The sequence below is a fragment of the Nocardiopsis alba DSM 43377 genome (assembly GCF_000341225.1).
In the GTDB taxonomy this organism is placed as follows: domain Bacteria; phylum Actinomycetota; class Actinomycetes; order Streptosporangiales; family Streptosporangiaceae; genus Nocardiopsis; species Nocardiopsis alba.
The window spans coordinates 99,666-124,075 of the sequence record NZ_ANAC01000011.1 but is presented as its reverse complement, the minus strand read 5'-3'; the positions used below and the strand labels follow the sequence as shown (position 1 = coordinate 124,075).

The 24,410-nt window shown below is 71.0% G+C and carries 21 protein-coding genes; 9 read left to right on the top strand and 12 right to left on the bottom strand.

The window, feature by feature from the left end; genetic code table 11:
- Positions 1–8 precede the first annotated feature (8 nt).
- Positions 9–779 (top strand): TetR/AcrR family transcriptional regulator, encoded by a 771-nt coding sequence (locus tag D451_RS0110420; RefSeq protein ID WP_017534349.1) that lies wholly within the window; start codon positions 9–11, stop codon positions 777–779.
- Between the two features lie 31 nt (positions 780–810).
- Here the strand turns inward: D451_RS0110420 and D451_RS0110415 are convergent, their stop codons facing one another.
- From D451_RS0110415 to zwf, 4 genes are all read right to left on the bottom strand, one after another.
- A complete protein-coding gene (locus D451_RS0110415) occupies positions 811–1,317 on the bottom strand; it encodes a thioredoxin domain-containing protein (RefSeq protein WP_014908675.1) in 507 nt (168 codons plus the stop codon).
- Positions 1,318–1,517: 200 nt separating this feature from the next.
- Positions 1,518–2,156: a bifunctional 4-hydroxy-2-oxoglutarate aldolase/2-dehydro-3-deoxy-phosphogluconate aldolase gene (locus tag D451_RS0110410; RefSeq protein ID WP_017534347.1), complete on the bottom strand. Its 639-nt coding sequence runs from the start codon at positions 2,154–2,156 to the stop codon at positions 1,518–1,520.
- A 79-nt stretch (positions 2,157–2,235) separates the two neighbouring features.
- Complete coding sequence (gene edd, locus D451_RS0110405) at positions 2,236–4,056, bottom strand: phosphogluconate dehydratase (protein WP_017534346.1); 1,821 nt, start codon at positions 4,054–4,056, stop codon at positions 2,236–2,238.
- Positions 4,053–5,534: a glucose-6-phosphate dehydrogenase gene (gene zwf, locus D451_RS0110400; RefSeq protein WP_017534345.1), complete on the bottom strand. Its 1,482-nt coding sequence runs from the start codon at positions 5,532–5,534 to the stop codon at positions 4,053–4,055. The genes edd and zwf overlap by 4 nt, the downstream gene beginning before the upstream one ends.
- Before the next feature lie 207 nt (positions 5,535–5,741).
- On the opposite strand from zwf, the gene D451_RS0110395 reads away from it, so the two are divergent.
- From D451_RS0110395 to D451_RS0110385, 3 genes are all read left to right on the top strand, one after another.
- A complete protein-coding gene (locus tag D451_RS0110395; RefSeq protein WP_017534344.1) occupies positions 5,742–6,929 on the top strand; it encodes an ROK family transcriptional regulator in 1,188 nt (395 codons plus the stop codon).
- Positions 6,930–7,203: 274 nt separating this feature from the next.
- On the top strand, positions 7,204–7,893 hold the full coding sequence (locus tag D451_RS0110390; protein WP_014911663.1) for a hypothetical protein: 690 nt from the start codon (positions 7,204–7,206) through the stop codon (positions 7,891–7,893).
- A gap of 465 nt (positions 7,894–8,358) precedes the next feature.
- Complete coding sequence (locus D451_RS0110385) at positions 8,359–10,068, top strand: LCP family protein (RefSeq protein WP_017534343.1); 1,710 nt, start codon at positions 8,359–8,361, stop codon at positions 10,066–10,068.
- 240 nt (positions 10,069–10,308) lie between these two features.
- Here D451_RS0110385 and D451_RS0110380 read toward each other — a convergent pair whose 3' ends face one another.
- Both D451_RS0110380 and D451_RS0110375 read right to left on the bottom strand, forming a co-directional pair.
- A complete protein-coding gene (locus D451_RS0110380; protein WP_017534342.1) occupies positions 10,309–11,355 on the bottom strand; it encodes a hypothetical protein in 1,047 nt (348 codons plus the stop codon).
- A 341-nt stretch (positions 11,356–11,696) separates the two neighbouring features.
- The gene (locus tag D451_RS0110375) at positions 11,697–12,527 is read right to left on the bottom strand and encodes a hypothetical protein (RefSeq protein WP_017534341.1); all 831 of its coding nucleotides are present in this window, start codon (positions 12,525–12,527) and stop codon (positions 11,697–11,699) included.
- A 313-nt stretch (positions 12,528–12,840) separates the two neighbouring features.
- On the opposite strand from D451_RS0110375, the gene D451_RS0110370 reads away from it, so the two are divergent.
- A complete protein-coding gene (locus D451_RS0110370; RefSeq protein ID WP_017534340.1) occupies positions 12,841–14,595 on the top strand; it encodes a GAF domain-containing sensor histidine kinase in 1,755 nt (584 codons plus the stop codon).
- Positions 14,596–14,812: 217 nt separating this feature from the next.
- On the opposite strand, the gene D451_RS0110365 is transcribed toward D451_RS0110370, so the two are convergent.
- The 6 genes from D451_RS0110365 to D451_RS0110340 all read right to left on the bottom strand — a co-directional run bounded on the left by D451_RS0110365 (position 14,813) and on the right by D451_RS0110340 (position 20,134).
- Positions 14,813–15,820 (bottom strand): ABC transporter ATP-binding protein, encoded by a 1,008-nt coding sequence (locus D451_RS0110365; protein ID WP_017534339.1) that lies wholly within the window; start codon positions 15,818–15,820, stop codon positions 14,813–14,815.
- Positions 15,821–15,823: 3 nt separating this feature from the next.
- The gene (locus D451_RS0110360; RefSeq protein ID WP_017534338.1) at positions 15,824–16,684 is read right to left on the bottom strand and encodes an ABC transporter permease; all 861 of its coding nucleotides are present in this window, start codon (positions 16,682–16,684) and stop codon (positions 15,824–15,826) included.
- Positions 16,677–17,483 carry an ABC transporter permease gene (locus D451_RS0110355; RefSeq protein WP_017534337.1) on the bottom strand — a complete coding sequence of 269 codons (807 nt, stop codon included), beginning with the start codon at positions 17,481–17,483 and terminating at the stop codon, positions 16,677–16,679. The genes D451_RS0110360 and D451_RS0110355 overlap by 8 nt, the downstream gene beginning before the upstream one ends.
- A 144-nt stretch (positions 17,484–17,627) precedes the next feature.
- The gene (locus tag D451_RS0110350; protein WP_036568032.1) at positions 17,628–18,371 is read right to left on the bottom strand and encodes an SDR family oxidoreductase; all 744 of its coding nucleotides are present in this window, start codon (positions 18,369–18,371) and stop codon (positions 17,628–17,630) included.
- Positions 18,372–18,485: 114 nt separating this feature from the next.
- The gene (locus D451_RS0110345; RefSeq protein WP_193789607.1) at positions 18,486–19,124 is read right to left on the bottom strand and encodes a DAK2 domain-containing protein; all 639 of its coding nucleotides are present in this window, start codon (positions 19,122–19,124) and stop codon (positions 18,486–18,488) included.
- Between the two features lie 14 nt (positions 19,125–19,138).
- Positions 19,139–20,134, bottom strand: coding sequence for a dihydroxyacetone kinase subunit DhaK (locus tag D451_RS0110340; RefSeq protein ID WP_017534334.1), 996 nt, complete (start codon positions 20,132–20,134; stop codon positions 19,139–19,141).
- A 327-nt stretch (positions 20,135–20,461) separates the two neighbouring features.
- Between D451_RS0110340 and D451_RS0110335 the strand changes: the two genes are divergently transcribed.
- From D451_RS0110335 to D451_RS0110320, 4 genes are all read left to right on the top strand, one after another.
- Positions 20,462–21,661: a DUF418 domain-containing protein gene (locus D451_RS0110335; RefSeq protein WP_017534333.1), complete on the top strand. Its 1,200-nt coding sequence runs from the start codon at positions 20,462–20,464 to the stop codon at positions 21,659–21,661.
- Positions 21,662–21,784: 123 nt separating this feature from the next.
- Entirely contained in the window at positions 21,785–22,546 is a 762-nt protein-coding gene (locus tag D451_RS0110330) for a L,D-transpeptidase family protein (RefSeq protein WP_014913200.1), read from the top strand.
- 146 nt (positions 22,547–22,692) lie between these two features.
- Positions 22,693–23,439, top strand: coding sequence for a protein phosphatase 2C domain-containing protein (locus D451_RS0110325; RefSeq protein ID WP_017534331.1), 747 nt, complete (start codon positions 22,693–22,695; stop codon positions 23,437–23,439).
- 428 nt (positions 23,440–23,867) lie between these two features.
- A complete protein-coding gene (locus D451_RS0110320; protein WP_017534330.1) occupies positions 23,868–24,329 on the top strand; it encodes a hypothetical protein in 462 nt (153 codons plus the stop codon).
- Positions 24,330–24,410 lie beyond the last annotated feature (81 nt).

Here is a 24,410-nt window from a genome sequence, read left to right as displayed (position 1 = left end):
ACGGACCGATGCCCCCGCAGCCCAGCAAGAGCGGTGATCCCGCGCGCAGCCTGTCCCTCCTGTGGCGCACTCAGGAGCCCGCGCCACGTCGTCGGGGCGGACCCGGCCTGAGCGTCGACCGGATCGTGGCGGCCGCCACCGAGATCGCCGACTCCGAGGGGTTGACCGCGCTGTCCATGCGCAGGGTCGCCGAGTCCCTCGAGGTCGGCACGATGTCGCTCTACACCTATGTCCCCGGCAAGGGCGAACTCATCGACCTCATGGTCGACGCCGCCTACGGGGACCTGGACACCCGGGACCGGAGCGGGCACTGGCGTGAGCGGCTGCGCGGGATCGCGTACGCCAATCGGGAGTTGTACGTCCGCCATCCGTGGATGTTGCAGGTGGTGACCATCCGCCTGTTGGGGCCCAACCTCATCGCCAAGTACGACCACGAACTGTCCGCCGTGGACGGACTGGGGCTGAGCGAGGTCGAGATGGACTCCACCGTCAACCTGATCGACGGCTATGTGGAGAGCGCCGTCCGACAGGCCCTGGGCGCCGAACAGGTGGCCCGCGAGTCGGGCATGGACGACGCGCAGTGGTGGCGTACCTACGACCCGCTGCTGACCGCGCTGGTCGATGAGTCCGCCTACCCGACGGCCTCTCGTGTCGGCACCGCCGTGGGCCGGGCCCACCAGGCCGTCCACGACCCGGAACACGAGTTCTCCTTCGGGCTGGAGCGGGTCCTGGACGGCGTGCAGGTCCTCGTGGACTCTCGTTCCACGAACACCGGCTGAGCGGCCCGGGACCCGCTTCGGGCCCGGGTCCTCACTCGAGCTCTTGGGCGATGGTCTCGTCCAGTTCGGAGACGGTCATGGCCCCGGAGACGGTCGTGTGGGTGCCGTCCGAGCGCAGGAAGACGAACGAGGGCGGGCTGATCACCTCGAAACCGCCCCAGATGGTCCCGTACTCGTCGATCAGGGTGGTCATGTCCTCCAGCCCGTTCTGCGCCTCGAAGGCCTGGATCTCCTCCAGTTCCGCGCGTCCGGCGACACCGTGGAAGTCGATGTTCTCGTAGGCCTGGTCCGTCGCCGCGACGACGGAGGCCAGTCCGGAGCACTCACCACAGTCGGGGGTCCAGAACCACAGGACGGCGGTCGCCTCCGCGAGGGTCTCTCCGTCGAACTGCTCGCCGTCGGTGGTCTGGGCCTGGAAACGGAGGGCACGGTGCACCTCCGGGGAGGGCTCGGTCTCGGCCTGAGCGGGGCTCACGGCCTCCTCCGGCTCGCTCGCGCAGGCCGTGAGCGTCAGGCTCAGGGTCGCCGCTATGGTCATCAAGGTTCCACGACTCGCGGTCGCGCCCATGTCTGCACCTCATTGTGGGGGGTCTGCGGGGGGTGATCACAGAAGCGCACGTGTGCGACCACTGTGACGACAGTGCAGTATGCCCGCTAAGAGCTCCAAGGTCACCCCTTTCGGACGCCCCGGGCACTTTCGGCTTCACCCTCCCGATTATGGCGCATGTCACATGGGGTTCAGGTGCGCAGGGAGGAGGCCTCCCGGGCGAGGCCGGTGATCTCCTCCCAACGCCCGGAGGCGATCAGGGCGGCCGGAACCGGCCAGCTCCCGCCCACACAGCCCACGTTCGGCAGGGCCAGGTAATCGGGGGCGTTCCGTCGGGTGATGCCCCCGGTCGGGCAGAGTCGGGCCTGCGGCAGCGGGCCGGCGAGGGACTTCAGGAACGCGGTCCCGCCTGCGGCCTCCGCCGGGAAGAATTTCATCGAGGTCGTCCCCCACTCCATGAGGGCCATCGCCTCCGACACCGTGGCGACCCCGGGCAGGCACGGCAGGCCGGTGTCGAACATGGCCCGGAGCAGGTCGGGGGTACTACCCGGGCTCACCAGGAAACGCGCCCCCGCCTCGGTGGCCGCCTCGACCTGCTCGGCGTTGACGATGGTGCCGGCGCCGACCACGGCCTCCGGCACCTCGGCCGCGATCCGCTCGATCCCCGACAGGGCGGCCGGGGTCCGCAGGGTCACCTCGATCCCGGGCAGGCCGCCCGCCACCAGGGCACGGGCCAGGGGAACGGCGTCCTCGGCCTCCTCCAGTACGACCACCGGCATGACCGGGGCCAGGGCGAACAGGTCCTCACCGGAGCGGGGGACGGTCCTCATGATGTCGTCTCCAAGATTCGTGCCGTATCGATGGACGCGTGGGGGCGGCGCGCGGAACGCCGCCCCCTGACGCGGTGGTTCACAGGCCGAAGACGCCGGCCCCGGCCTCCGCCGGCCCGACCGCCCCGCGCAGGACGGAGAAGAGCTCGCGTCCGGTCCCCGCGGCGGAGGAGACCGACGGGCGGGCGTCCTCGCGTCCGTCGAGATCGGCCAGGACCTCCAGTGTGCCCCGGTTCGCGTCCAGCCGAACGATGTCGCCGTCGCGCACCCGGGCCAGCGGACCGCCCGCCTCGGCCTCGGGAGAGACGTGGATGGCGGCGGGCACCTTGCCCGAGGCCCCGGACATCCGTCCGTCGGTCACCAGGGCCACCTTCTGGCCCCGGTCCTGGAGCACGGCCAGCGGAGGGGTGAGCTTGTGCAGTTCGGGCATCCCGTTGGCCCTGGGGCCCTGGAAACGCACCACCGCGACGAAGTCTCCGGTCAGCTCTCCGGCGGCGAAGGCCTCCTGGAGCTCGGCCTGGTCGCCGAAGACCCGCGCCGGCGCCTCCACCACGTGGCGTTCGGTCGCCACGGCCGACACCTTGACGACGGCGCGACCGAGGTTGCCGGAGAGCATGCGCAGTCCCCCGTCGGGGGCGAAGGGCTCCTCCACCCCGCGCAGCACCGTCGTGTCGGCGCTCTCCTTCGGCCCTTCCGTCCAGACCGGCGCCGAACCCTCCAGACGGGGCACGCGACGGTAGCGGTCCAGCCCCCGACCGACCAGGGTCCGCACGTCCTCGTGGAGCAGCCCGGCGTCGAGCAGGGTGGAGATCAGGAAGGCCATGCCGCCCACCTCGTGGAAGCGGTTCACGTCGGCGGCGCCGTTGGGGTACATCCGGGTGAGCAGCGGCACCACCGCGGACAGGTCGGCGAAGTCGTCCCAGGTGAGGTGGATGCCCGCCGCGCGGGCGATCGCCACCAGGTGGAGCGTGTGGTTGGTGGAGCCGCCGGTCGCCAGCAGCGCGATGACCGCGTTGACGATCGCCCGTTCGTCGATCTGCTCGCCGAGCGGAACGTGGTCCTCGCCCAGGGCGGTGTTGCCGAGCACGCGCCGGGCGGTCTCGGCCGTCAGCGCGTCCCGGAGGGGGCTCCCCGGCTGCTCGAAGGTGGCGCCGGGCAGGTGAAGGCCCATGACCTCCATGAGCACCTGGTTGGAGTTGGCGGTGCCGTAGAACGTGCAGGTCCCGGGCGCGTGGTAGGCGGCGGACTCCGCTTGGAGGAGCTCCGTACGGCCGACCTCGCCGGCCGCGAAACGCTGTCGGACCCGCGCCTTCTCCTTGTTGGGCAGACCGGAGGGCATCGGACCGGCGGGGACGAAGGCCACCGGCAGGTGCCCGAACGACAGCGCGCCGATGAGCAGGCCGGGCACGATCTTGTCGCAGACCCCGAGCATGAGGGCGCCGTCGAACATGTCGTGCGAGAGGGCCACGGCGGTGGCCATCGCGATCACGTCCCGGCTGAACAGGGACAGCTCCATACCCTCACGGCCCTGGGTGATGCCGTCGCACATGGCGGGCACCCCGCCGGCGAACTGGGCGACGCCCCCGGCCTCGGACACCGCGGCCTTGATGATCTCCGGGTAGGCGCCGAGCGGCTGGTGCGCGGAGAGCATGTCGTTGTAGGCGGAGACGATCGCCACGTTGGGGGTGACGTCTCCGGACAGGGCGAGCTTGTCCCCGACCCCGCAGGCGGCGAAGCCGTGGGCGAGGTTGGCGCAGCCCAGCGAGGTGCGGGCGGGCCCTCGTCGTACCGCCTCCCGGATCCGCTCCAGGTAGGCCGATCGGGTCGGGGCGCTGCGTTCGGCGAGACGCCGGGTGACCTCGTCGACGACGGGATGGACGTCGGGGTGTCGTTCGCTCATCGGGGGTTCTCCTCTTCGTGCCAGGTACGACCGGTGGAGCCGACGAGCCGTCGCGCGCCCTCGGGCCCGGGGCCACCGGCGGGGTAGGGCTCCGGGGCGGGACCGAGCTCGTCCCAGGCCCGGATGATCGGGTCCACCCAGCTCCACGCGGCCTCGACCTCGTCGCGGCGGATGAACAGGGTGGGGTCGCCGGCCAGCACGTCCCGGAGGAGCCGTTCGTAGGCCTCGGGCGAGCGGGTGGCGAAGGTGTCGGCGAAGCTGAGCTCCAGGGGGACCGGGCGCAGCCGCAGCGTCCCGGCTCCGGGGACCTTGGCGGGCATGGTGAGGTGGATGCCCTCGTCCGGCTGGAGTCGTATGACGAGGGCGCCGGCGCCCGGCAGCGAGGCGGCCCCGGGGAAGATCGTGTGCGGGACGTCCTTGAACCGGACGACGATCTCCGAGCGGGCGTGCGACATGCGCTTTCCGGTGCGCAGGTAGAAGGGCACCCCGGACCATCGCCAGTTGGCCACCTCGGCCTTCAGGGCCACGAAGGTCTCGGTGTCGCTGACGGCGGGACCGCCCGCCTCGTCCAGGTAACCGAGGACCTCCTCGCCACGGACGGTGCCGCTCGTGTACCGGCCTCGGACGGTGTGCTCGGCCACGCTCTCCCCGGTGAGCGGCCTCAGGGCCCGTAGGACCTTGAGCTTCTCGTCCCGGACGGCGTCACGGTCGTAGGCCGACGGCGGTTCCATCGCGGTGAGGCACAGAAGCTGGAGCAGATGGTTCTGGACCATGTCGCGCATGGCCCCGGAGGTCTCGTAGTAGCCGCGCCGGCCGCCCACCCCGACGGTCTCGGCCACGGTGATCTGCACGTGGTCGATCCAGCGGGAGTTCCACAGGGGTTCGAGCAGGACGTTGGCGAACCGCAGGACGAGCAGGTTCTGCACGGTCTCCTTCCCCAGGTAGTGGTCGATCCGGTAGATCCGGGACTCGTCGAAGACCGCTCCGACCTCGTCGTTGATCTCCTGTGAGGAGGCCAGGTCCCGCCCCAGGGGCTTCTCCATGACCACGCGGGACTCGGGGGTGACCAGGTCGGCTTCGCGCAGCCCTCGGCACAGGGCGCCCGAGATCATCGGCGGCACGGCGAGGTAGAAGACGCGGTCGTGTCCGGGGGTGAGGGCGTCCGCCAGGTCGGCCCAGCCGGTGGAATCTCCGCCGACGTCGATGTTCACGTGGGAGAGGCGGCCGAGGAAACGGCGCATGACCTCGGGTTCGACCACCTGGACGGCGTTGTGTCCGCGGATCGCGGCGTCCGCCTTGTCCCTCAGGTCGGCGTCGGTGAGGCCGTTCCGGGAGGCCGCGACGACGCGTGTCCTCTCCTCCAGGTGACCGTCGCGGTCCAGGAGGTAGAGGGAGGGGAGGAGTTTGCGCATGGACAGGTCGCCGGTTCCACCGAAGATCACCAGGTCGGTGGGGTGGGGCGGGGGCTGCGACTGCATTCGGTCGGCTCCTGCGGGGAGGGGAGGGGAAAAGGGGAGGAGAGGGTGGGTCGCACCGTCTCGGAGGTGGGGTGGGGGAGGCAGGCCCGCTGGACTCGTTTCGAGAGTAAGCCCGATATGGTCAAAAACCAAGCACACTTTAGAACATAACTTTACAGAAGTGCACGATCTTCGCTCCGCGCGATCGGACGAATGGTTCAATGAGGCATGGCCAGAACCCCAGGACGCCTGTCCTCCACCTCCACCAGCGGCCACATCCTGGAGATGATCCGCACCGGTACCGCCACCAACCGGTCGGAGATCGCCCGGGAGACCGGCCTCTCCCGCCCCTCCGTCGCCCTGCGCATCACCGAGCTGATCGAGAGCGGTCTGGTCACCGAGGGCACGAGGGCCGCCTCAAGCGGAGGCCGACCTCCCACGCTGCTGGAGTTCAACGCCTCCTGCGGCCTGGTACTCACCGGAGCCCTGGGGATGGCCCGCAGCCAGGCCGCGGTGTGCGATCTCGACGGCCGGGTCCTCATGCGCACCCCCGGCTCCCCCGACATGGAGCAGGGCCCCGACACCACCGTCCCCTGGCTCCTGGAGACCTGGAGCGAACAGATCGCCTCCCTGGACCGCTCCCCCGACGAGGTCCGCGGCGTGGGGATCGGCCTGCCCGGAACGGTGGAGTTCCACGCCGGCCGGGCCGAGGACCGACCCGTCCTGGGCCGCTGGGCCGGGGTCGCCCTGGCCCCCCTGATCACCGAACGCTTCCCCGTGCCGGTGATGGTGGACAACGACGTGAACGTGATGGCCCTGGGCGAGCACATCGCCGGAGGCCACGGCCACACCGACGACATGGTGTTCGTGAAGGTCTCCACCGGCATCGGCGCGGGTCTGGTCTCCGGGGGTAACCTGCTGCGCGGCGCCCTGGGCGCGGCCGGGGAGATCGGACACATCCCGGTGAGCGACGGGGGCGGTCTGCCCTGCCGTTGCGGCAACACCGACTGCCTGGAGGCGGTGGCGGGCGGACGTCGCCTCCTCGCCCTCGCGGCGGAGGAGGGGCACGAGGTCTCCGGACTCCAAGAGCTGGTGCGCCTGGCCACGGAGGGGGACCCGGTGGCCGTCACCCTGGTCAGGGGCGCCGGCCGCCGTCTGGGCGAGGCCCTCGCCGGAGCGGTCAACCTGCTCAACCCCGAGGTGATCGTGCTCGGGGGAGACCTGTCCGAGGCCTACGACCACCTGGTCGCGGGGGTGCGCGAGGTGGTCTTCCAACAGTGCACGGCGCTGTCGACCCGGCAGTTGAGGATCGTTCCGAGCCGCCTGTGGGACGACGCGGGCGTGCGCGGCTGCGCGGCCATGGTCACCGAGAGGGTGCTCTCCCCGGACGCCGTGAACAGGCTGTTGGCCGAATAGGTCGCGGAGGTCGATCGCACCCGTCGTCCACAGCCTGTGGACGACGGACGTTCATTCGACGTTCCCCGAAAGGACGGGACTCGCCCCCTCGTACTCCGCCGTCGCCGACACGCCTTTGAGCTGCGCCGACGCCCTCCGGTGCGATGTCGGCCATGTCGTGACACTTGACAAGAAGCACCCTTCTACCGAATAGTCACGCACCCGAGTCCACCCCGCACACCCCCGTCACCCCGTGACCCTGCCCCGTGCGGTCTCCCGCCCGGAAAGGTCTCCCGTGGATTTCTTCGAGAACCCCGTCGTGCTCGTCCTGCTGGGCGCCGGCGTCAGCCTGGTCACCAGCGTCGTCGTCACCGCCCTGCACGCCCGCCAGATCCGCCGCGCCGAGCTGCGCACCGCCACGCGCGCCGCCGCCCGGACTCTCACCAGCGCGTTCATAGCCGAACGCGACGGCCACGGGGACAAGACCGAGTTCCTGCGCGAGGCCGAGCTGACCGTCATGTCGATGACCGACCGCAGGACCCGCGAGCGTCTGGCCGACGTGGTCCGTCTCCTGCGCGAGCACGAACTCCCCGAGGTCGAGCAGTTGAGCGGGGTCGGCGCCGCCACCGCCAAGCGTCTCCTGTGCGACCACGCCCTGGAGGTCCTGGGCTCCCACCTGCGCGCGGAGCGGCTGCCCGAGGTCCCCGCCCTCATGCGCAAGATGCTGAGCGTGGAGGAGGAGGCGCTGAGCATCCACTCGGGCGAGTCCGCGCCCCGCCCCTCGGAGCCGATCGAGAAGAGCTCGGTGACCCCGCGCCCCCGGCACACCGGAGGCGGTACGACGGCCAAGGGCACCGGGGCCCGCAAGAGCACGAAGACGACCAAGAGCGCCGCCCCCAAGGCGACCGGCAAGAGCGGCCGGAGCGCGAGCGCCCCCGCGGAGAAGCGGGACGCCGAGAAGGAGAGCGCCTTCTGGGACGACTGATCCCGCCGTCCGCTCCCGGCGGAACGGGTATTCGTAGAAGGGCGGAACGCCCCTCTCACGACCTACGACCCCACGGCGGGTCAGAAGTGATTTCCGAGGTCACACGTGAGAAAGTCGGGCGGGATGGCGCTCACGGGCGCGCATCCGGCGAAGGAATTGTGCGGCGCAATTGTGGTCAGGAACCTCGCGCATGGACAACCCGAACGCGCACTCGATGCGAACTTCACTTAGGATCACTGTCACACGCGGGTTCCGGCATCTTCGGCACCCCTTGTCCTGTGGTGTCCCCACCTCCCCCAAGGGCGACTCGGACCCCTTCGACGTCTTTTCGGCCAAGATTCCGGACAGCCTGCGTACAACCCCCCGCGCGACCTCCGACCTGCCCCGGACCCGGACGCGTGACCCTCTCGGGTCGGTGTCCGACGTTGGTACGCCCAGCCGTCCGCACTCACCGAGATTGTCACGATGACCGCTGACGAGAACTCCACCGAACCCGACGAGGGCCGGACGCCGGACGAGACTCCGGAGACCGGTTCCGAAACCGAGCCCCACGGCCGGGGGGATTCGGGGGACCCCGCCCCCGGAGCCGACGAGGCGGGCTCCGACCCGGTCGACGACCCGGACGGCACCGACCCCGAAGGGACCTCCGACGAGGCGGCGCCCCGTGACGGGGACTCGGAGGAGGACCCGGAGACCGTCGTCATCGATGTCGACCGACCGGTCACCACCTCCGAGGACACCGCCCGGGAGAGATCCGACGCGGATGACGACGCTCCCGAGGAAGAGGCCGGAACGGCCGAGGCCGACGACGCCTCCGCATCGGTCGAGGCCGCCTCCGCGCCCGGAGACGACGAGGGCTCCGATACGGAGAAACCGGCCGCCGAGAGCCCCGAGCGGTCCGGCGAAGCGGAGGAGACCGCCGAGGAGACCGAGACGCCCGTGGCCGCCGCCGCGGTTCCGGCGGCCTCAGGAACCGGCCGCCGGAACCGCCGACGTCGTCTGCGCCGGGCCGCCGTCTGGACCGCGGCGTCCCTGACGGTCCTCATGTGCCTGGGCGCCGCGACCGCCTACGGCTACTACCGCTATCTGCGTTCGGACATGGTCCAGCACGACATCGGATCGGTGCTCAGCGACGAAGAGCGGCCGGACAAGATCAACGACGCGGTCAACATCCTCTTCATCGGATCCGACGGGTACGAGGAGGACAGCCCCGCCTACAGCCAGGAGTTCGAGGGCGAACGCTCCGACTCCCTGATGCTCGCGCACATCTCCCCCGAGAACCGGGTGTCGGTGGTCAGCTTCCCGCGCGACTCGCTCGTGCAGCTCCCCCAGTGCGACCCCTACGCCAAGACCGAGGGCACCTACGGCTACTTCGGCATGATCAACGCCGCGATGTACCACGGCGGACCGCCCTGTGTGGTGCGGACCATCGAGTCGCTCACCGACATCAGGATCGACCACTTCGTCCACCTGAGCTTCGCCAGCTTCCGCGACGTCGTCGACTCCATCGGCGGGGTGGACATCTGCATCCCCGAGCCGATGCAGGACCGGCGCTCCAAGCTCGACCTCGACGCCGGGGATCAGACCCTCGACGGCGAACAGGCCCTGTCCTTCGTACGGGCCCGCTACGACATCGGCGACGGCGGGGACATCGGACGCATCGACCGACAGCAGATGTTCATGGCCGCGCTCGCCGACCAGGTGACCGACAGCGACGTCCTGACCAGCCCGAGCAAGCTCAACGGCATCCTCCAGGCCGTGGCCCGGCACAGCGCCACCGACCGTGAGCTCTCCCTGGACCGCATGCTGTCCATCGCGGTCACCATGGCCGACGTGGACCTGTCCGACATCGAGTTCCACACCGTGCCCTGGTACCAGGCGCCCTACGACCCCAACCGGGTCATGTGGTACGAGGAGGAGGCGGCCGAGCTGTTCGAGGCGATCCGGGAGGACCGCCCGCTCCCCGCCCTGCTCGCCGCCGACGACGGCCCCACCCCTCAGGAACCTCCGACGGCCTCTCCTACCCCGGCGGACTCCTCCGCCCTGGAGGAGGCCGAGGCGGACGTGGACCCCGACGAGTCCTCGCAGGACGTCGCCCGCCCCGGCGAGGGGCGCAACGCCACGTCCAACCCTTGCCAGGACGGCCTCGGATTCGGGACCGGCGAGGAGCACTGACACGAAAAGGTCCGGCCCCCTCCGCACCATGCGAGCGGAGGGGGCCGGACCATGAGCGACGCGGCCCCGGAACCCCCTCCGGGGCCGCGTCGTCGTCCCGGGCGGCGGGGACTCGACCCGAACCGCCGGTACACGCCGGGAACCCCCACAGTCCCCATTGGCGTCCCGATCGACGGGGGTGGTCACGCGCGCACCGCCCAGGACGGTGCGCCCACCGTGAACGGCGGGCGCACGTTCGGATCAGAGCAGGGGCAGGCCCAGCCCTTCGAGCAGGTTCAGGTCACCGGGCAGCGCGTCGGTGACCCCGCCGACCCCGGTGGCCTCGGTGGCCTCGGGGAGGGCGGCCGGCCCGCCGCCGATCTCGGGCTCGCCCAGCTCGGGCAGGCCCTGGACGCCGACCAGGTCGCCGCCGACGTCGGACGGGATCAGGTCGGTGGTGCCGTCGGCCAGGGGCAGGGTCTCGCCCTCCACGGGGACGACGGAGCCCGGCCCGGACTCGACCAGGGAACCGACCGTGTCGGCGACCCCGGCGACGTCGATGTCGCCACTACCGCTCATCGGCAGGGTCTCGTCGACGTCCGAGGGCAGAAGCGTGGTGATCCCGCCGGTCAGGTCGGCGTTCTCACCGGCGTCGAGGCCGACCGGGCCGCTCATGGGAACGACCTCGCCGACCTGGGACAGGTCGGGGGCGTCCGTGCCGGTCAGGTGCGAGGAGGTGTCCTGGACGCCTCGGCCGACACCGTCGCCCAGTTCGGTGACGGTGTCGCCGACGTAGGGGAGCTTGGTGTCGGTGTCGCTCATCGGCAGGATGTCGCCGCCGCCGACCCGCGACAGGGCGTCCACGAGGGAGGAGACGGGGCTGATGGAACCCCCGCTGAGGGGCAGGGTCTCGCCGGCGCCGTTCAGCGGCAGGCTCTCGGTGGTCTCACCGAGGTCGAGGGGGCCGACACCGGTGGAGTTGTCCTTCCCGGTCTCCACCGGGGCCTGGGCGGAGACGCCGTCGCCGACGACGTGTCCGATCGCGTCCGTGGGGCTGCCCGACTGGTGCCGGACATCGGGCTGTGCGGAGATGTCGCCGGGCTCGACCTGGATCAGATCGCCGACAGGGGTACCGACGCCTTCGGTCAGGGCGGTGGGGACCTGGGATCCCAGGTCTCCCAGGGGGAGGCCGTCCGTGACACCGCCGAGCGTGTCGGCTCCCGCGATCCCGGCCCCGAGGGCGACGAATCCGGCGGCGCCGGCGGCCACCAGCATGGTCCGGGCGGAGGTACGGGCGGTGTGGAACATGAGAGTCCTTCCGGAGTGTGTTTCGTGTCCGTGTCGCTGATTCCGACGGGGCGGTCTCCCGCTCCGTCGCCGGGGTCCGTCCCCCTGGCCAGGGGTTCGGGATCCGGTCGTGCTCTGGTGGAGCTCCTCCGGTCGACTCCCCGTCGCGTCTCTGGAAGAGGCGGTGCGGGTCGGACCGGACACAGTCGGTAGGTCTGGCGGACCACCGGCTGACGTGAACCTCGTCGATGAGGTACGGGGCTCACGTCAACCCCCAGCTCCCGGCTGGGAAGGCGTGCCAGGGGACCGGTCGCGCGGAGGCGGGCCGTCGAGGGCCCGGCGCGGTACCGGTGGGTGGTCCGTTAGTCCGGAGAGAAGGTGGGCTCGTCCGTGGACTCGGCGGGAGCCGAGCGCAGGACGTGCCGGGCGGCCTCGAACAGGCCGGGCATGGGCGCCGGGGCGGAGACGGCGTTGAGGAAGCCGGCGACGGCGGGGCCGGTCGCGGTTCCGCCCGAGGCGGGGGCCGGTGCGGTGGCGGGAGCGCCGGCACCGGCGGAGATACGGTCGAGACCGTCCTCGACGACCTCGCGGGCGTCATCGCCCTCGTCGTGGACGACGTTCTCACCGGCGGGCGCGACCGCGGCCACCAGGGCCTCGGGCGGCTCGGGCGCTTCGGTCGTCGCGGGGTCGGTGGTCCCCTCGTCGGGGAGGGTCCTCTCCTCGGTCTCGGTGGGCTTCTCCACCTCGACCGGGCTCTCGCTCCGCGCCGGGGCCGGGTCGGAGACCGGGCCGGTGAGCGGTGCGAGAGACTCGGGGAGTCCTTCGACGGACGGCGTGGAGGCCGCCCGCACGGTGTCGTGCACGGTCCGGACGGGCTCGGAGGCCTCGTTCTCGACCGCGCGAGCGGTCTTGGAGGCGTCCTCGACGGTCCGGGTCGCCCGCTCCCCCACGGCGGTGACGGTGTCACCGATCGAGCCGCCCAGCGTCTCGGCGCCCTCCACGACGGAGGGCCCGGTGGGCAGGGCGGGTTCGGTGAGCACGAGCTCCTCGGCCTGGGCCGAGCCGGAGGTCAGCCACACGGTGAACAGGATCCCCATGACCAGACCGGCGAACAGGAGGGCCCTACGGAGTGGTTCCGGGCACACGGAGGGACGGACGCCGGTGGCGCCGACCGTACCGTGGTATCCAGACACCGGGGGTTTCCTTCCGCCGTGCTGTGGGTCCTCCCCCGACGAACGAGGGGCCGACAACTTGTGGGGGTTCATGTGAATGGCACCGGAAACATGATCTTCCGGGCGTTCGGCACCAGGTCGCAGAGGCCTTCGTGTGCCGACTGACCGCGACGTTAGCATGAATTACCGGCCCCCCGTCCCCGTTTCCGAAGGAATTGATCCGCCCTCCCTGCCGACTTCTGAGCACCCAGATGTGGCAAAACGGGAAAAAACCAACGACAATTCAACTATTAGCCCTCAACCCCTCAACGGCTCTGCGGAGGTTGACCCACACATGACCGAGATCCCTCAGAGCCACCGGTTGTCCCCACGGCCCCTGGTGTCCCCACAACCCCTGGGCGAGCTTCTCGCCGAGATGCGTTCCCGAACGAACCCGGGACTGTCCGCCCAAGGACGGGTGGACTCCCTGCTCCAGGCGGTACTGACCATCGGTGGCGACCTGGACCTGGCCACCGTCCTGCGCAGGTTGACGGAGGCCGCCGCCCACCTCGCGGGCGCCAGGTTCGCCGGACTCGGCGTGATCGGCGAGGACGGCGGCTTCACCGAGTTCATCGCCGTCGGACTGAGCCGGGAACAGGCCGAACGGATCGGCCGCGCCCCGAACGTGCCGCGCGCGCCCTCCCACGGGGGTTCGGCGCTCCACTACTCCGACCTTCCCGACCATTCGGACCTGGGACACCTCTCCGACGACCTCCCCGGAAGGGCGGGGTTCCTCGGGGTACCGATCCAGGTCCGCGACGAGGTGTTCGGCAACCTCTACCTGTCCGAGAAGGAGAACGGCGGCGACTTCGACCGGGAGGACGAGGCGATGGTCACCGCGCTGGCGACCGCCGCCGGCGTGGCCATCGAGAACGCCCGCCTGTACGAGGAGACCCGGCTGCGCGAACGATGGCTGGGCGCCTCCACCGAGATCACCACCCGGCTGCTGTCGGGGGCCGACACCAACGAGGTGTTGGCCTACATGGCGGCCCAGGCCCGGGAGATCGCCGGGGCGGACACCGCCGTGGTGATGCTGCCGGACCCGCACGCGCGGGGGCACCTGTTCGCCGAGATCGCCGACGGGCCCATCGCCCAGGAGATCCTCGGGACCCCCGTGGACATCCACGACTCCGCCTGCGGCCGGGTGTACGAGACCGGCGAGGCCATGGCCATCCCCGATCTGCACCAGGCCAACTGCCCGATGCTGACGCACCGGGGCTACGGCCCGGGACTGCTCGTACCGTTGGGCACGCCCGGTAACACGCGCGGGGTCCTGCTGTTGGGCAAACTGACCGAGCGGGCCCCGTTCGACTCCAACATCCGACGGATGCTGCACTCGTTCTCGGCCCAGGCCGGGGTGGCGTTGGAGCTGGCCGAGGCGCGTCGGGACACCGAGCGGCTCGTGGTGCTGGAGGAGCGCGACCGCATCGCCAAGGACCTGCACGACGTGGTCATCCAGCGTCTGTTCGCCTCGGCGATGACCCTGATGAGCACGGTCCGCCTGATCGGCTCCTCCGAAGCGGAGGAACGGGTCCAGCGCACCATCGACGAGCTGGACGGCACCATCAGGGAGATCCGCTCGACCATCTTCGACCTCCAGAATCCGCCGAGCCGACGGGACACCTCCCTGCGCGGACGGATCCTGAGGTTGGCGGAGAACACCGCGCACAGCCTCGGCTGCCATCCGGGGGTGAGCCTGGACGGGCCGATCGACGCACTGGTCCCGGACGAGGTCGGCGAGCAGTTGTTGGCGGTGCTGGGCGAGGGGCTGACCAACGTGGCCCGGCACGCCCACGCCACGGAGGTGCACGTCTCGGTCGTCGTGGAGGAGATGGCGGTGACCGGGAGACCCACCGCGTTGACACTGACGATCACGGACAACGGTGTGGGGCTGCCCGAGGAGGGGCGCCGCAGTGGTCTGCGCAATCTGGACGAGCGTGCCCGGGCGCTGGGCGGCGGCTTCACCGCGCGGCGCGGCGAGCTCACGGGCACGGTGCTGACCTGGCGGGTCCCCGTTCCGGACCCGGAGCCCGGTGTGAGCACCCTTTGAACGTTCCATCGCCGAGCGGGAGCGGACCCTTTCCGGGCCCGATCCGTTCGTTTCGTCACCCTGGGCGGAATGGCCACGATCGCCCCGGGAACGACGAAACGGCACGCACGTATCGTCCGTGACGCGACTCCGTCGTGACGGAACAACGCAACGAAAACGCGTTCGGCCCGAGCGGGGCGGGCCGGGCGCGACACCGCCCGGCCCGCCGGGCCGGCCCTCAGGAGGCGAGGGCGCCCCGTTCGGGGGCCGCGCCCCGGTAGAGGGCCGATACGACCGTCTCGATGTCGGGTTCGCGGAGGGTCAGATCGACCACCTCGTGGTCCCGCGCCACCCTCTCGATCACCCGGGCCGGGTTGTCGGCCAGTTCCAGCCACTGGCGCGGCCCCTCGACCCGAACGGTACGGGCCCCCTCCACCTCGATCTCCGGGACCGGCGCGGCCAGGTCGACCACCAGGACCCGCGGGGTGGGGACGGTGGCGCGCAGCTCCGAGAGCCCTCCGTCGAAGGCCAGCCGTCCGTGGTCGATCACCATCACCCGATCGCAGAGACGCTCCACGTCGCCCAGGTCGTGGGTGGTGATGAGGATGGTGGTGCCGCGCTCGGCGTTGATCCTCAGCAGGAACTCGCGGATGGTCGACTTGCTCACCACGTCCAGGCCGATGGTCGGCTCGTCCAGGACCAACAGGCTCGGGGCGTGCAGGAGGGCCGCGGTGAGGTCGCCCCGCATGCGCTGACCGAGACTGAGCTGCCGCACCGGGGTGTCCAGGAAGGGACCGAGTTCGAGGAGTTCGGTGAGCTCGGCCAGACGCTCGGCGTGGAGGTCGGAGGGGACCCGGTACAGGTGTCGGGTCAACGTCAGGCTCTCGCGCAGCGGAAGGTCCCACCACAGGGTGGTGCGCTGGCCGAACACGACGCCGATCTCCCGGGCCAGCCGGGTCCGGTGGCGCGAGGGCTCCATCCCGGCGACCCGCACCGTGCCCGAGGTGGGGGTGAGGATGCCGGTGAGCATCTTCATCGTGCTCGACTTACCGGCGCCGTTGGGTCCCAGATAGCCCACGATCTCTCCGGGACGGACCGTGAAGGTGACGTCCTCGACCGCGGCGATCCGGCGTCGGGTCCTGCGCAGGAAGGGGCCTTCGGAGCGCACGTAGTCGCGTCCCAGACCGACCGCCTCGATGATCGGCCCCCGTTCGGGCGCCCGGTTCGTGTTCTCGTTCGAGGTCATGGCTCAACTCCCGGTGGATCGGTAGTGGCGCAGTCCGAACCGCCAGGCCAGGGCGGCGCAGACGCAGAGGAGGACGGCGACGAAGGGACCCGCGTAACGCAGGCCCTCGGGCATGCCGAGCGGATCCGACCGGTCCAGGACGAACAGCGCCGGCTGCCAACTGATGAAGGCGAGAGGGACCACGTAGGTGACCGACCGGACGATCTCGGCCCCGTAGATCGCCAGGGGGTACTCGGAGAGGGCCTGTCCGCCGTAGGTGAGCGTGTTCGCGGCCTCCCGGGCGTCGGCGACGAAGAACTGGAGACAGGCGGTGATCACCCAGATCGCCCCGCAGATCAGGACCCCGGAGAGCAGCATCGTCGGTAGCAGCAGCGCCTTGGCCACCGTCCACTCGATGTCGGCGCCGGCCAGGGAGACGCCCAGGAGCACCAGGGCGGGGACGACCTTGCCGAGCCTGCGCGGGGAGAACTCGTCCGCCGCCAGTTGGATCAGCGGGGAGACCGGGCGGATGAGCATGGCGTCGAGGGAACCGGTGCGGATGTGCCGGCCGAGACGTTCCACCGAGCCGATGAACAGGTCCGCGATCCCGAAGGCGCTCGCCGCCAGGGCGAACACCATCAACCCCTCGTACACGGTGAACCCGGAGAGGGAGCCCGCGTGGCCGAACAGGATGATCACCGCGCCGGCCTGGGTGAGGACGCTCACCGCGACGGCCAGCGACATGAGGATCATGGAGAGCGGGTACTGGGCCGCGGAGCGCACCCACGTCCAGGCCAGCAGCCGGTAGTCCCGGAACGGGCGGAGGAGGTCCCCGACACGAGGACGCTCCGGGCCCGACCGGGCGGGGACGTTCGTGTCAGCCACCCTGGACCACCACCCTGCGCGTGGCGACGGTGCTGAGCCACGCGCCCAGAGCGAGCAGGACGACCGCCCAGAAGGCCTGGAGAGCCAGCCCGCCGAACGCGCCACCGCCCGGCAGGGTGTCCTTGCCCAGGAGGATCTCGGTGGGTATCTGCACCATCGACGCCCAGGGCAGCAGACGGAGCGTGTCGCCGATCGCCGTGGGGAATAGCGCCAGCGGCAACAGCATCCCGGCGGCGATGGGGCCGATCAGACCGGTCACCATCCACACCCCGCGGGTGTCGAGGATCCAGAACCCGCTGAGCGAGTACAGATAGCGCAGACCGAAGCCGACCAGGGCGGCGAGCGCCACCGATACGAGGAAGGCCAGGGCGTCGCCCACCCCGCCGGGGAGGGTCGCGTCGAACAGGATCAGGCCGACCGCGAAGACCGGGGCCCCTCGGAAGAGGAGACCGAACGTGGCCCTTCCCAGGTCCTGGGAGAGCCACCATCCCTGGAGGGAGAGCGGACGGAGCAGATCGGTGGCGATCTCACCGGTACGGATGTGCTCCGCGAGGTCGAGGGAGGGGGCGACGCTGATGACCATCGTGACGGTCAGGAGCATCTGCCCCACGAAGACCTGGGTGACGGCGTCACCGGCGTCGTAGCCGTTGATCTGTGGGCGCGCCTCGAACACGGAGAGCAGCACCATCGCGTTGATGGCGCCGAAGACGGCGTTGGTGAGGGCACCGGCCGCGGTGGCGGCGCGATAGGTGGAATGGCGGCGTAGCCCTCGGGCGTACACCGCGAGGTGGACACGCATGGACGCGGCTCCCCTTGGCGGATCGAGAACGTGCATTCGGCACGTCCCTGGGCCGAGGGGCCAGGTCCGGGTCGCCGCGAAGAAGCGACGTTAGCACGGCTCGGGCGGGGATGGTGGGGTGCTCGTCCCACCACCCCCGCCGGCTCACCCGCGTCCGGCGAAGGGCATCTCCCTGGCCATGACCGTGAGGGAGGGGACGTTGACGTCCAACGGCAGGGACACGATGTGCGCGATCGTGTCGGCGACGTGACCCGCGTCGATGGTGGGTTCGGGCCGGACCGAACCGTCCGCCTGGCGGGCGTTGGCGCCGATCCCCGCGGTCATGGCGGTGGCGGCGTTGCCGATGTCGATCTGGGTACAGGCGATGCCGTGGGCGCGCAGGTCCAGGTTCATGGAGGCGGTGAGGCCGCTGATCGCGTGCTTGCTCACCGTGTAGGCCACGCTGGAGGGGCGGGGCACGTGCGCGGAGACGGAACCGTTGTTGATGATCCGTCCGCCGCCGGGCTCCTGCTCCCGCATCATCGCGGCGGCCTCGCGCGCGCAGTACAGGGATCCGGTGACGTTGGTGTCGAGGGCCTCTCGCCAGGCCTCGTCGGTGATCTCGTCCACCGAGGCGGTCGCGCCGAACACCCCGGCGTTGTTGAACAGCACGTCCACCCGCCCGTACCGTTCGCGCACCGCGCGGAACAGCGCCCGGACCGACTCCGAGGAGGTCACGTCGGTCTCGACCACGCTCGCGCCGGGGCGCCCGTCCGCGGTCTCCTCCAACGTCTCGCGTCGACGGCCGGCCAGCACCACGGAGTGGCCGTCGTCGAGCAGACGGCGAGCGGTGACCCGCCCGATCCCCGCCCCGGCCCCGGTGATCACGACGACCTTGTGGTCGTTCACGGTCCTGCCCTCGGTACCCACGTCGGCCCCCTCGTTCGCTCTTTCGAACGGGAGCCTACCGAGCCGGTCCGCCCGGGGGTCCACGGGCCTCCGCGCTCCCCCGGGCGTCGTCGTTCACACGTCCTCGGCCGCCTCGAAGAACCAGGCCACGGCCACCGCCCCGGGGTCCAGCACGTCCTGGGCCCGCTCGCCCAGATAGCTGGCCCGGCCCCTGCGGGCGATCATCCCGCCGGTGGAGTCGGCCCCCGCGCGGGCGGCGCGGGCCGCCTCCGCCACGGCCTCGCGCCAGGTGTCCGAGGTACCGGAGGTGAGCGCGTCGGTGGCCGGCACCATCGCGTCGACCATGGTCTTGTGGCCCACCTCGGCCCCGCCGAGTCGTCGGACCGCCTCGGTGGCCGTGCCGAAGGCCGCTCCCAGATCGACGACGGACCAGGGCCTCTCGGGCCCCGCGCCCAGTCGACCGAACCACAGGCCGAACAGCGGGCCGCTCGTTCCGCCCGAGGCCAGGAAGGCGTCGGACACGGTCTGGAACACCCGGGCCGGGTTCTCCCCGGTCCGGTCGTCACCGTCCAACCCCGCACGGGCGCGTTCGAGCGCGGAACCGATGTTCCATCCGAAGTCGCCGTCCCCCGCTCTGCGGTCCAGGTCGGTCAGCTCGTCCACACCGGCGGCCACCCGGTCGGAGAACACGGTCAGCCACGCCTTGGCCGCCTCGCCGCTCAGTTCGGCCTCGGCCCTCGTTCCCTCGGTCATCTCCACCGCTCCCCTCACCAGACCAGCGCCGGGGTCCGTACCGGCGCGTCCCACAACTCCACGAGCCCGTCGGTCATCGCGGTGAGCGTGATCGACAGCCCCTTCATGTCCAACGAGGTCACGTACGGGCCGACCAGGGAGCGGGCGACGCGGACGCCCCGACCTCCCAGGACCCGGCGCGCCTCATGCGCCGCCACCGACAACTCCAGGCCGTGGGTGGCGCCCAGGCCGTTGACGATCATCGACACCACGTCCCCCTGACGGACGCCCAGCCGCTCCATCAGGGGCGTGACGAGGGCTTCGACCATCGAGGCCGCCTCGGTGACCGGCCGGGTCTCGATCCCCCGCTCTCCGTGGATCCCCACCCCGAACTCCATCTCCCCCGGTTCCAGGTCGAAGGAGCGGAGGCCGCTCATGGGGTGGGTGCACGCCTCGAACGCGATGCCGAGGGTCGCCGACCGCGATACCACCTCGCGGCCCAGGTCGCGGACCTCGGTGATCGGCGCTCCGGCCTCGGCGGCGGCCCCGCAGATCTTCTCCACCGCGACGACCGCCGCGGTCCCCCGACGACCGGGGCCTCCGTCGTCCTCGCTCTGGGTGGCGAGATCGTCGTCGACCAGTACCCGTTCGACCCGGTGCGTCTCCGCGAGGAGTTCGGCGGCGATGGAGAAGTTGAGGACGTCGCCGGTGTAGTTCTTGACGATCATCACCGTGCCCTCGCCGGAGTCGGCGGCCCGGATCGCCGCGCGCACCTGGAGGGCCGTGGGGCTGGCGAACACCTCGCCGGGTACGGCCGCGTCGAGCATGCCGTACCCCACGAACCCGGTGTGCAGGGGTTCGTGACCGGACCCGCCGCCCGAGATCAGGGCGACCTTCCCGGCGGCCGGTTCGCGTCGTGTGACGAACAGGGGGTCCGTATGCGCGTCGACCAGGTCGCCGTGGGTCTCGACGAGGCCCTCCACCGCCTGTCGTACCAGGGTCTCGCGCTCGTTCATGAAGAACCGGCTCATGCCGCCTCCCGGGTCGTCGGGGATCCCTCGGACCGGCGCTCGGTTGGCCGGACGCCGTTCCCTCGATCTACCCGCTTTCCACCGATCGCCCCACCCGTCTCCCCCGAACCGTCCTCACCGCTCCGACCGGCCGTCCCCCGTGGCCGAACGACCGACCCGCGCGCCCGTCGAACCGGTCGAAGGGCCGGCCGGTCGACCGATGCCTCCGAAGCGCCCCCGTCGGGACACTGGAGCTCCGGTGGAGACCGCCGCGCGCCCGCCCCTCGGGCCCCTCCGCCGGAACGCGAAGACAGGGTGCGGTACCCGCCACGAGAGAGGAAAGTCGACATGTCGATACAAGCGGGCGGTCCGGTCGACCCCGGGCTCCCACCCGCCTCGCCCCGTCGCCTGGCCCCGGACCTCGCGCGCGGGGCCATGCTCCTGCTCATCGCCATGGCCTACGCCGGTGTGTACGCGGGCGGTGGTTTCGGCACGGACGTGTCCGCCGACCCCCTCCAGGACCGGATCGCGGCCCTGTTCACCACGCTCTTCCTGGACAACCGGGCCTTCCCGATGTTCGCGATCCTCTTCGGCTACGGCATGGCCTGGATGGTCGCCCGGCAGAGCGCCCGGGGCACCTCCGAGCGGGAGATCCGCCGTCTGCTCCGCCGCCGGGGATTCTTCCTCCTGCTCTTCGGTGCCGTCCACGCCTTCCTCGTCTTCCCCGGCGAGATCCTCGCCTCCTACGGGCTGGCCGCGTTGGTGACCGGCCGGCTACTGTTGCGTTCGAACCGGACGATCGTGCGGGCGGCGGTGGTGTTCGCGGTGTTCTACGTCGCCACCGTGCCGCTCGCGTTCATCGGTATGAACATGGGCGAGTCGCAGGGCGGCGAGGTGGAGTTCGCCCTGCCCGGTTACCTGACCGCCGGGGACTGGATCGAACGTCTGGTCTTCCTGCCGTTCGGCCCCCTGTTCATCGCGGTCGCCTTCCCGCTGTTGCTGCTGGTGGTCCTCGGTTACCTGGCCGGGCGCGCGGGTCTGTTGGACGACCCGGCCGCGCACCGGGGCCTGCTCGTCAAGGTCGCCGTGTTCGGCGTCGGCCTGTCCGTGCTGGGCGCGGTGCCCTCCGCGCTCACCTCCCTCGGATACCTGTCCCCGGACGCGGTTACCGGCGGGCTGTTCATGGGGGCGCAGGTGCTCACCGGTGTCCTGGGCGGCGCGGGCTACGCGGCCCTGTTCGCCCTCTGGGGGACCCGGCTGGAGGCGGACCCGGGGCCGGCGGTCCGGGCCGTCGCGGCGATGGGCAAGCGCTCGCTCACCTTCTACCTGTTGAATTCGGTGCTGGTCGCGATCCTCCTCCACCCGGACCTGGTCGGTCTGGGCTCCGAGGTGGGGTCCGCCGGTGCCCTCCTGGTGGCCGCTCTCGTCTGGTCGATCTCCCTCGTGCTCGCCGCCCTCCTCGCGGCCCGGGGCCGACCCGGCCCTCTGGACCTGTTGATGCGCCGCTGCGTCCACGGCGGCCGTGCGAAGAGCGAGGCGCGGGCCTGACCTGCGCCGAGGGATCCGGAGCCTCTCGAGGCTCCGGATCCCTCGCTCCGCCGGGTGTTCCGCCTCTCACGGATTCGGGGGTCGAGGGGGCGAGAGAACGGGTTCTGTGGGTAAATGGAACGTATGGTCTCCCCCCGAACCCCCTTCAGACGGAACGCCGCCCGAACGACCCTTCTCCTCGGCCCGGCCTGCGCCCTGGCCCTGAGCGGAGCGCTGCTCGCCTCCCCCGCGCACGCCGCCCCGACCGCCCCCGCCTCCTCCCCCGTCGCCGAGAGCGCCTCGGCCATCACCTCGGACCTGCGCACCGGTGACACCGGCGACCAGGTGACCGCCCTTCAGGAGCGCCTGAGCGAACTCGGCTACTGGATCGACGGCGTGGACGGCCAGTTCGGCATGCACACCGAGCACGCCGTCATCGCCCTCCAGAAGGCCGCCGGCATCGACCGGGACGGCATCGTGGGTCCGGCCACCCGCGCCGCGCTCGCCGAGGGCACCGTCCCCACCCCCACCTCCTCGGGAACGGCGGTGGAGATCGACCTCGAGCGCCAGCTCCTGCTGGTGGTCGTCGACGGTGAACTGAACAGTGTCATCCACACGTCGACCGGTTCCGGACAGCCCTACGAGGGCTCCGACGGCGACGAGCGGATCGCCACCACCCCGGAGGGCACCTTCGCCGTCTTCCGCGGCGTCGACTCCTGGGACCCGGGGCCCTACGGTGCGCTGTACCGGCCCAAGTACTTCAACGGCGGCATCGCCGTGCACGGCTACCCCAGCGTCCCCGCCCAGCCGGCCTCCAAGGGCTGCGCACGGGTGAGCCTGGCCGCCATGGACTGGCTCTGGGAGCAGGGCCACCTGGAAGAGCACGCCACCGTGGTGGTGCGCTGACCCTCGACCCCGGGCCGTCCCTCCCTCGCCGGGAGGGGCGGCTCTCGTCATGCACGGGGTCCGCATCGCCCGTGTCGAAGGCGATGTGAGCCGGACGACCCCCTTCGGGGAGAGTGCGATCCCTCCCCTCGGGTAGGACGTGGCCCGTGCCCTTCCTCCTCGCCACCGAAGCCGCCTCCCCCGACCGCCCCAACGAGGACTTCGCCGCGGTGACCGCCTCCGCGGCGGTACTGCTCGACGGTGTCAGCGCTCCGACGGACACCGAGAACGGCTGCTCCCACGGGGTGGCCTGGCACGTTCGCAGACTCGGGGCGCTGCTGTTGGCCGGGATCGACGCGGGTCTCTACCTGCGGGACGCGTTGGCGGAGGCGATCACCACGGTGTCCGCGTCGCACGAGGGGATCTGCGACCTCGGGAACCGGGAGACCCCCTCGGCGACGGTGATCGCCGTCCGGATCGACGGGGACGAACTGGAGTACCTGGTGCTGTCCGACTCGGTGCTGCTGGCCGAGGAGCGGGGCGGACTCAGGCTGGTGGCCGATACCCGGTTGGACGATCTGCGGCCGCGTGTGGAGCCCGGAACCGCGATCCGCGCGTGGCGGAACGTCCCCGGGGGCTTCTGGACCGCCGGGGCCGACCCTCGCGCGGCGGAGGAGGCCCTGACCGGAACCCTCCCCCGAGGTCCCTTTCTCGCGATGTCCGACGGGGCGAGTCGCTCGGTGGAGGTCTTCGGGGACCTGTCCTGGCGTGAGGCCTTCGCCATGGCCCGTGACCTGGGTCCCCGGGCTCTGGTGGAGCGGGTCCGCGCCTTGGAGTCGGACGATCCGACGTGTCGTCGCTTCCCCCGGGGCAAGGTCCGGGACGACGCCACCGCGCTCTGGTGGACCCCCTAGTTTCGGTCGTCCTTAATTAATGGTTTCGGTCAACCTTTTCTAGAGTTCAGAAAGATCGTCTTTCCCGACACGCCCGAGCGGGACGGGTAAATGAATACACTCGGCTTTGTGATCACTTTCCGTGGCACCCCAGGTCACCTTTGGTGTTCTTTCCCGAAAAAAGATCGAGAGAGGGCCCCCTAGCGGACCGTAGGGCCCGCGCGAAAGAGACCAACGCCTCTCACAGACCCGGACACCAGGCGCTTTCGTGTGTCGCCTTCATCCGGTAGATTTCCCTGTAACCGATCGGTCGGTGTTCACGCCACAACATCCCCATCCGCCGATCGGTGATCACAGAACCCCCTTTGTCCCCACCCGTGTATCACGGGTGCGGGTGAGTGTATTTCCATGTCCTCGGCCGTCGTGGTGACCGCCGAAAAGGAGACCGAGTGAGTGTCCCTGGCGTCCTCGAACCGACCGGTCCCAACCGAGCGTTCTCCCGGGACGGTCGGCCCCAGCGTGCCCATATCGAACCCGTGAGATCGGAACCGGAACCCGAGACCCCCGAAGCGGACGACCGCCCCAACCCGGCGGACGCCCGTACTCCGGAGGAGTTCCTGCTGACCATGCGCCGCTATCTCGCCTGGGCGGGCGGCTGGTCCTATCTCGAACTGGAGTACAAGTGCGGCGGCGTGGTCGCCGCCGACAAGTTCCAGCGCGCTCTGGAGGGCACCGAGCTGCCCGGCTACGTGTTCCTCATGGCCTTCGTGACCGCCTGCGTCGGCACCGACGAGGGCGAACGTCTGCGCTGGGCCACCTCCTGGCACCGGCTGCGCCGCGCGGCCCGTGCCGCCGAGCCCGCCAGACCCCACCTGCACGGGCTGCCCGGAAACCGGACCGACCCCCGCTGATCCCTCCCGCCCCGGGCCTCGCCGGCCCGGGGCGGGCCTTCTCACCACGGCCCCGCCCACGTGACCTTCGGGCCCGGCCGC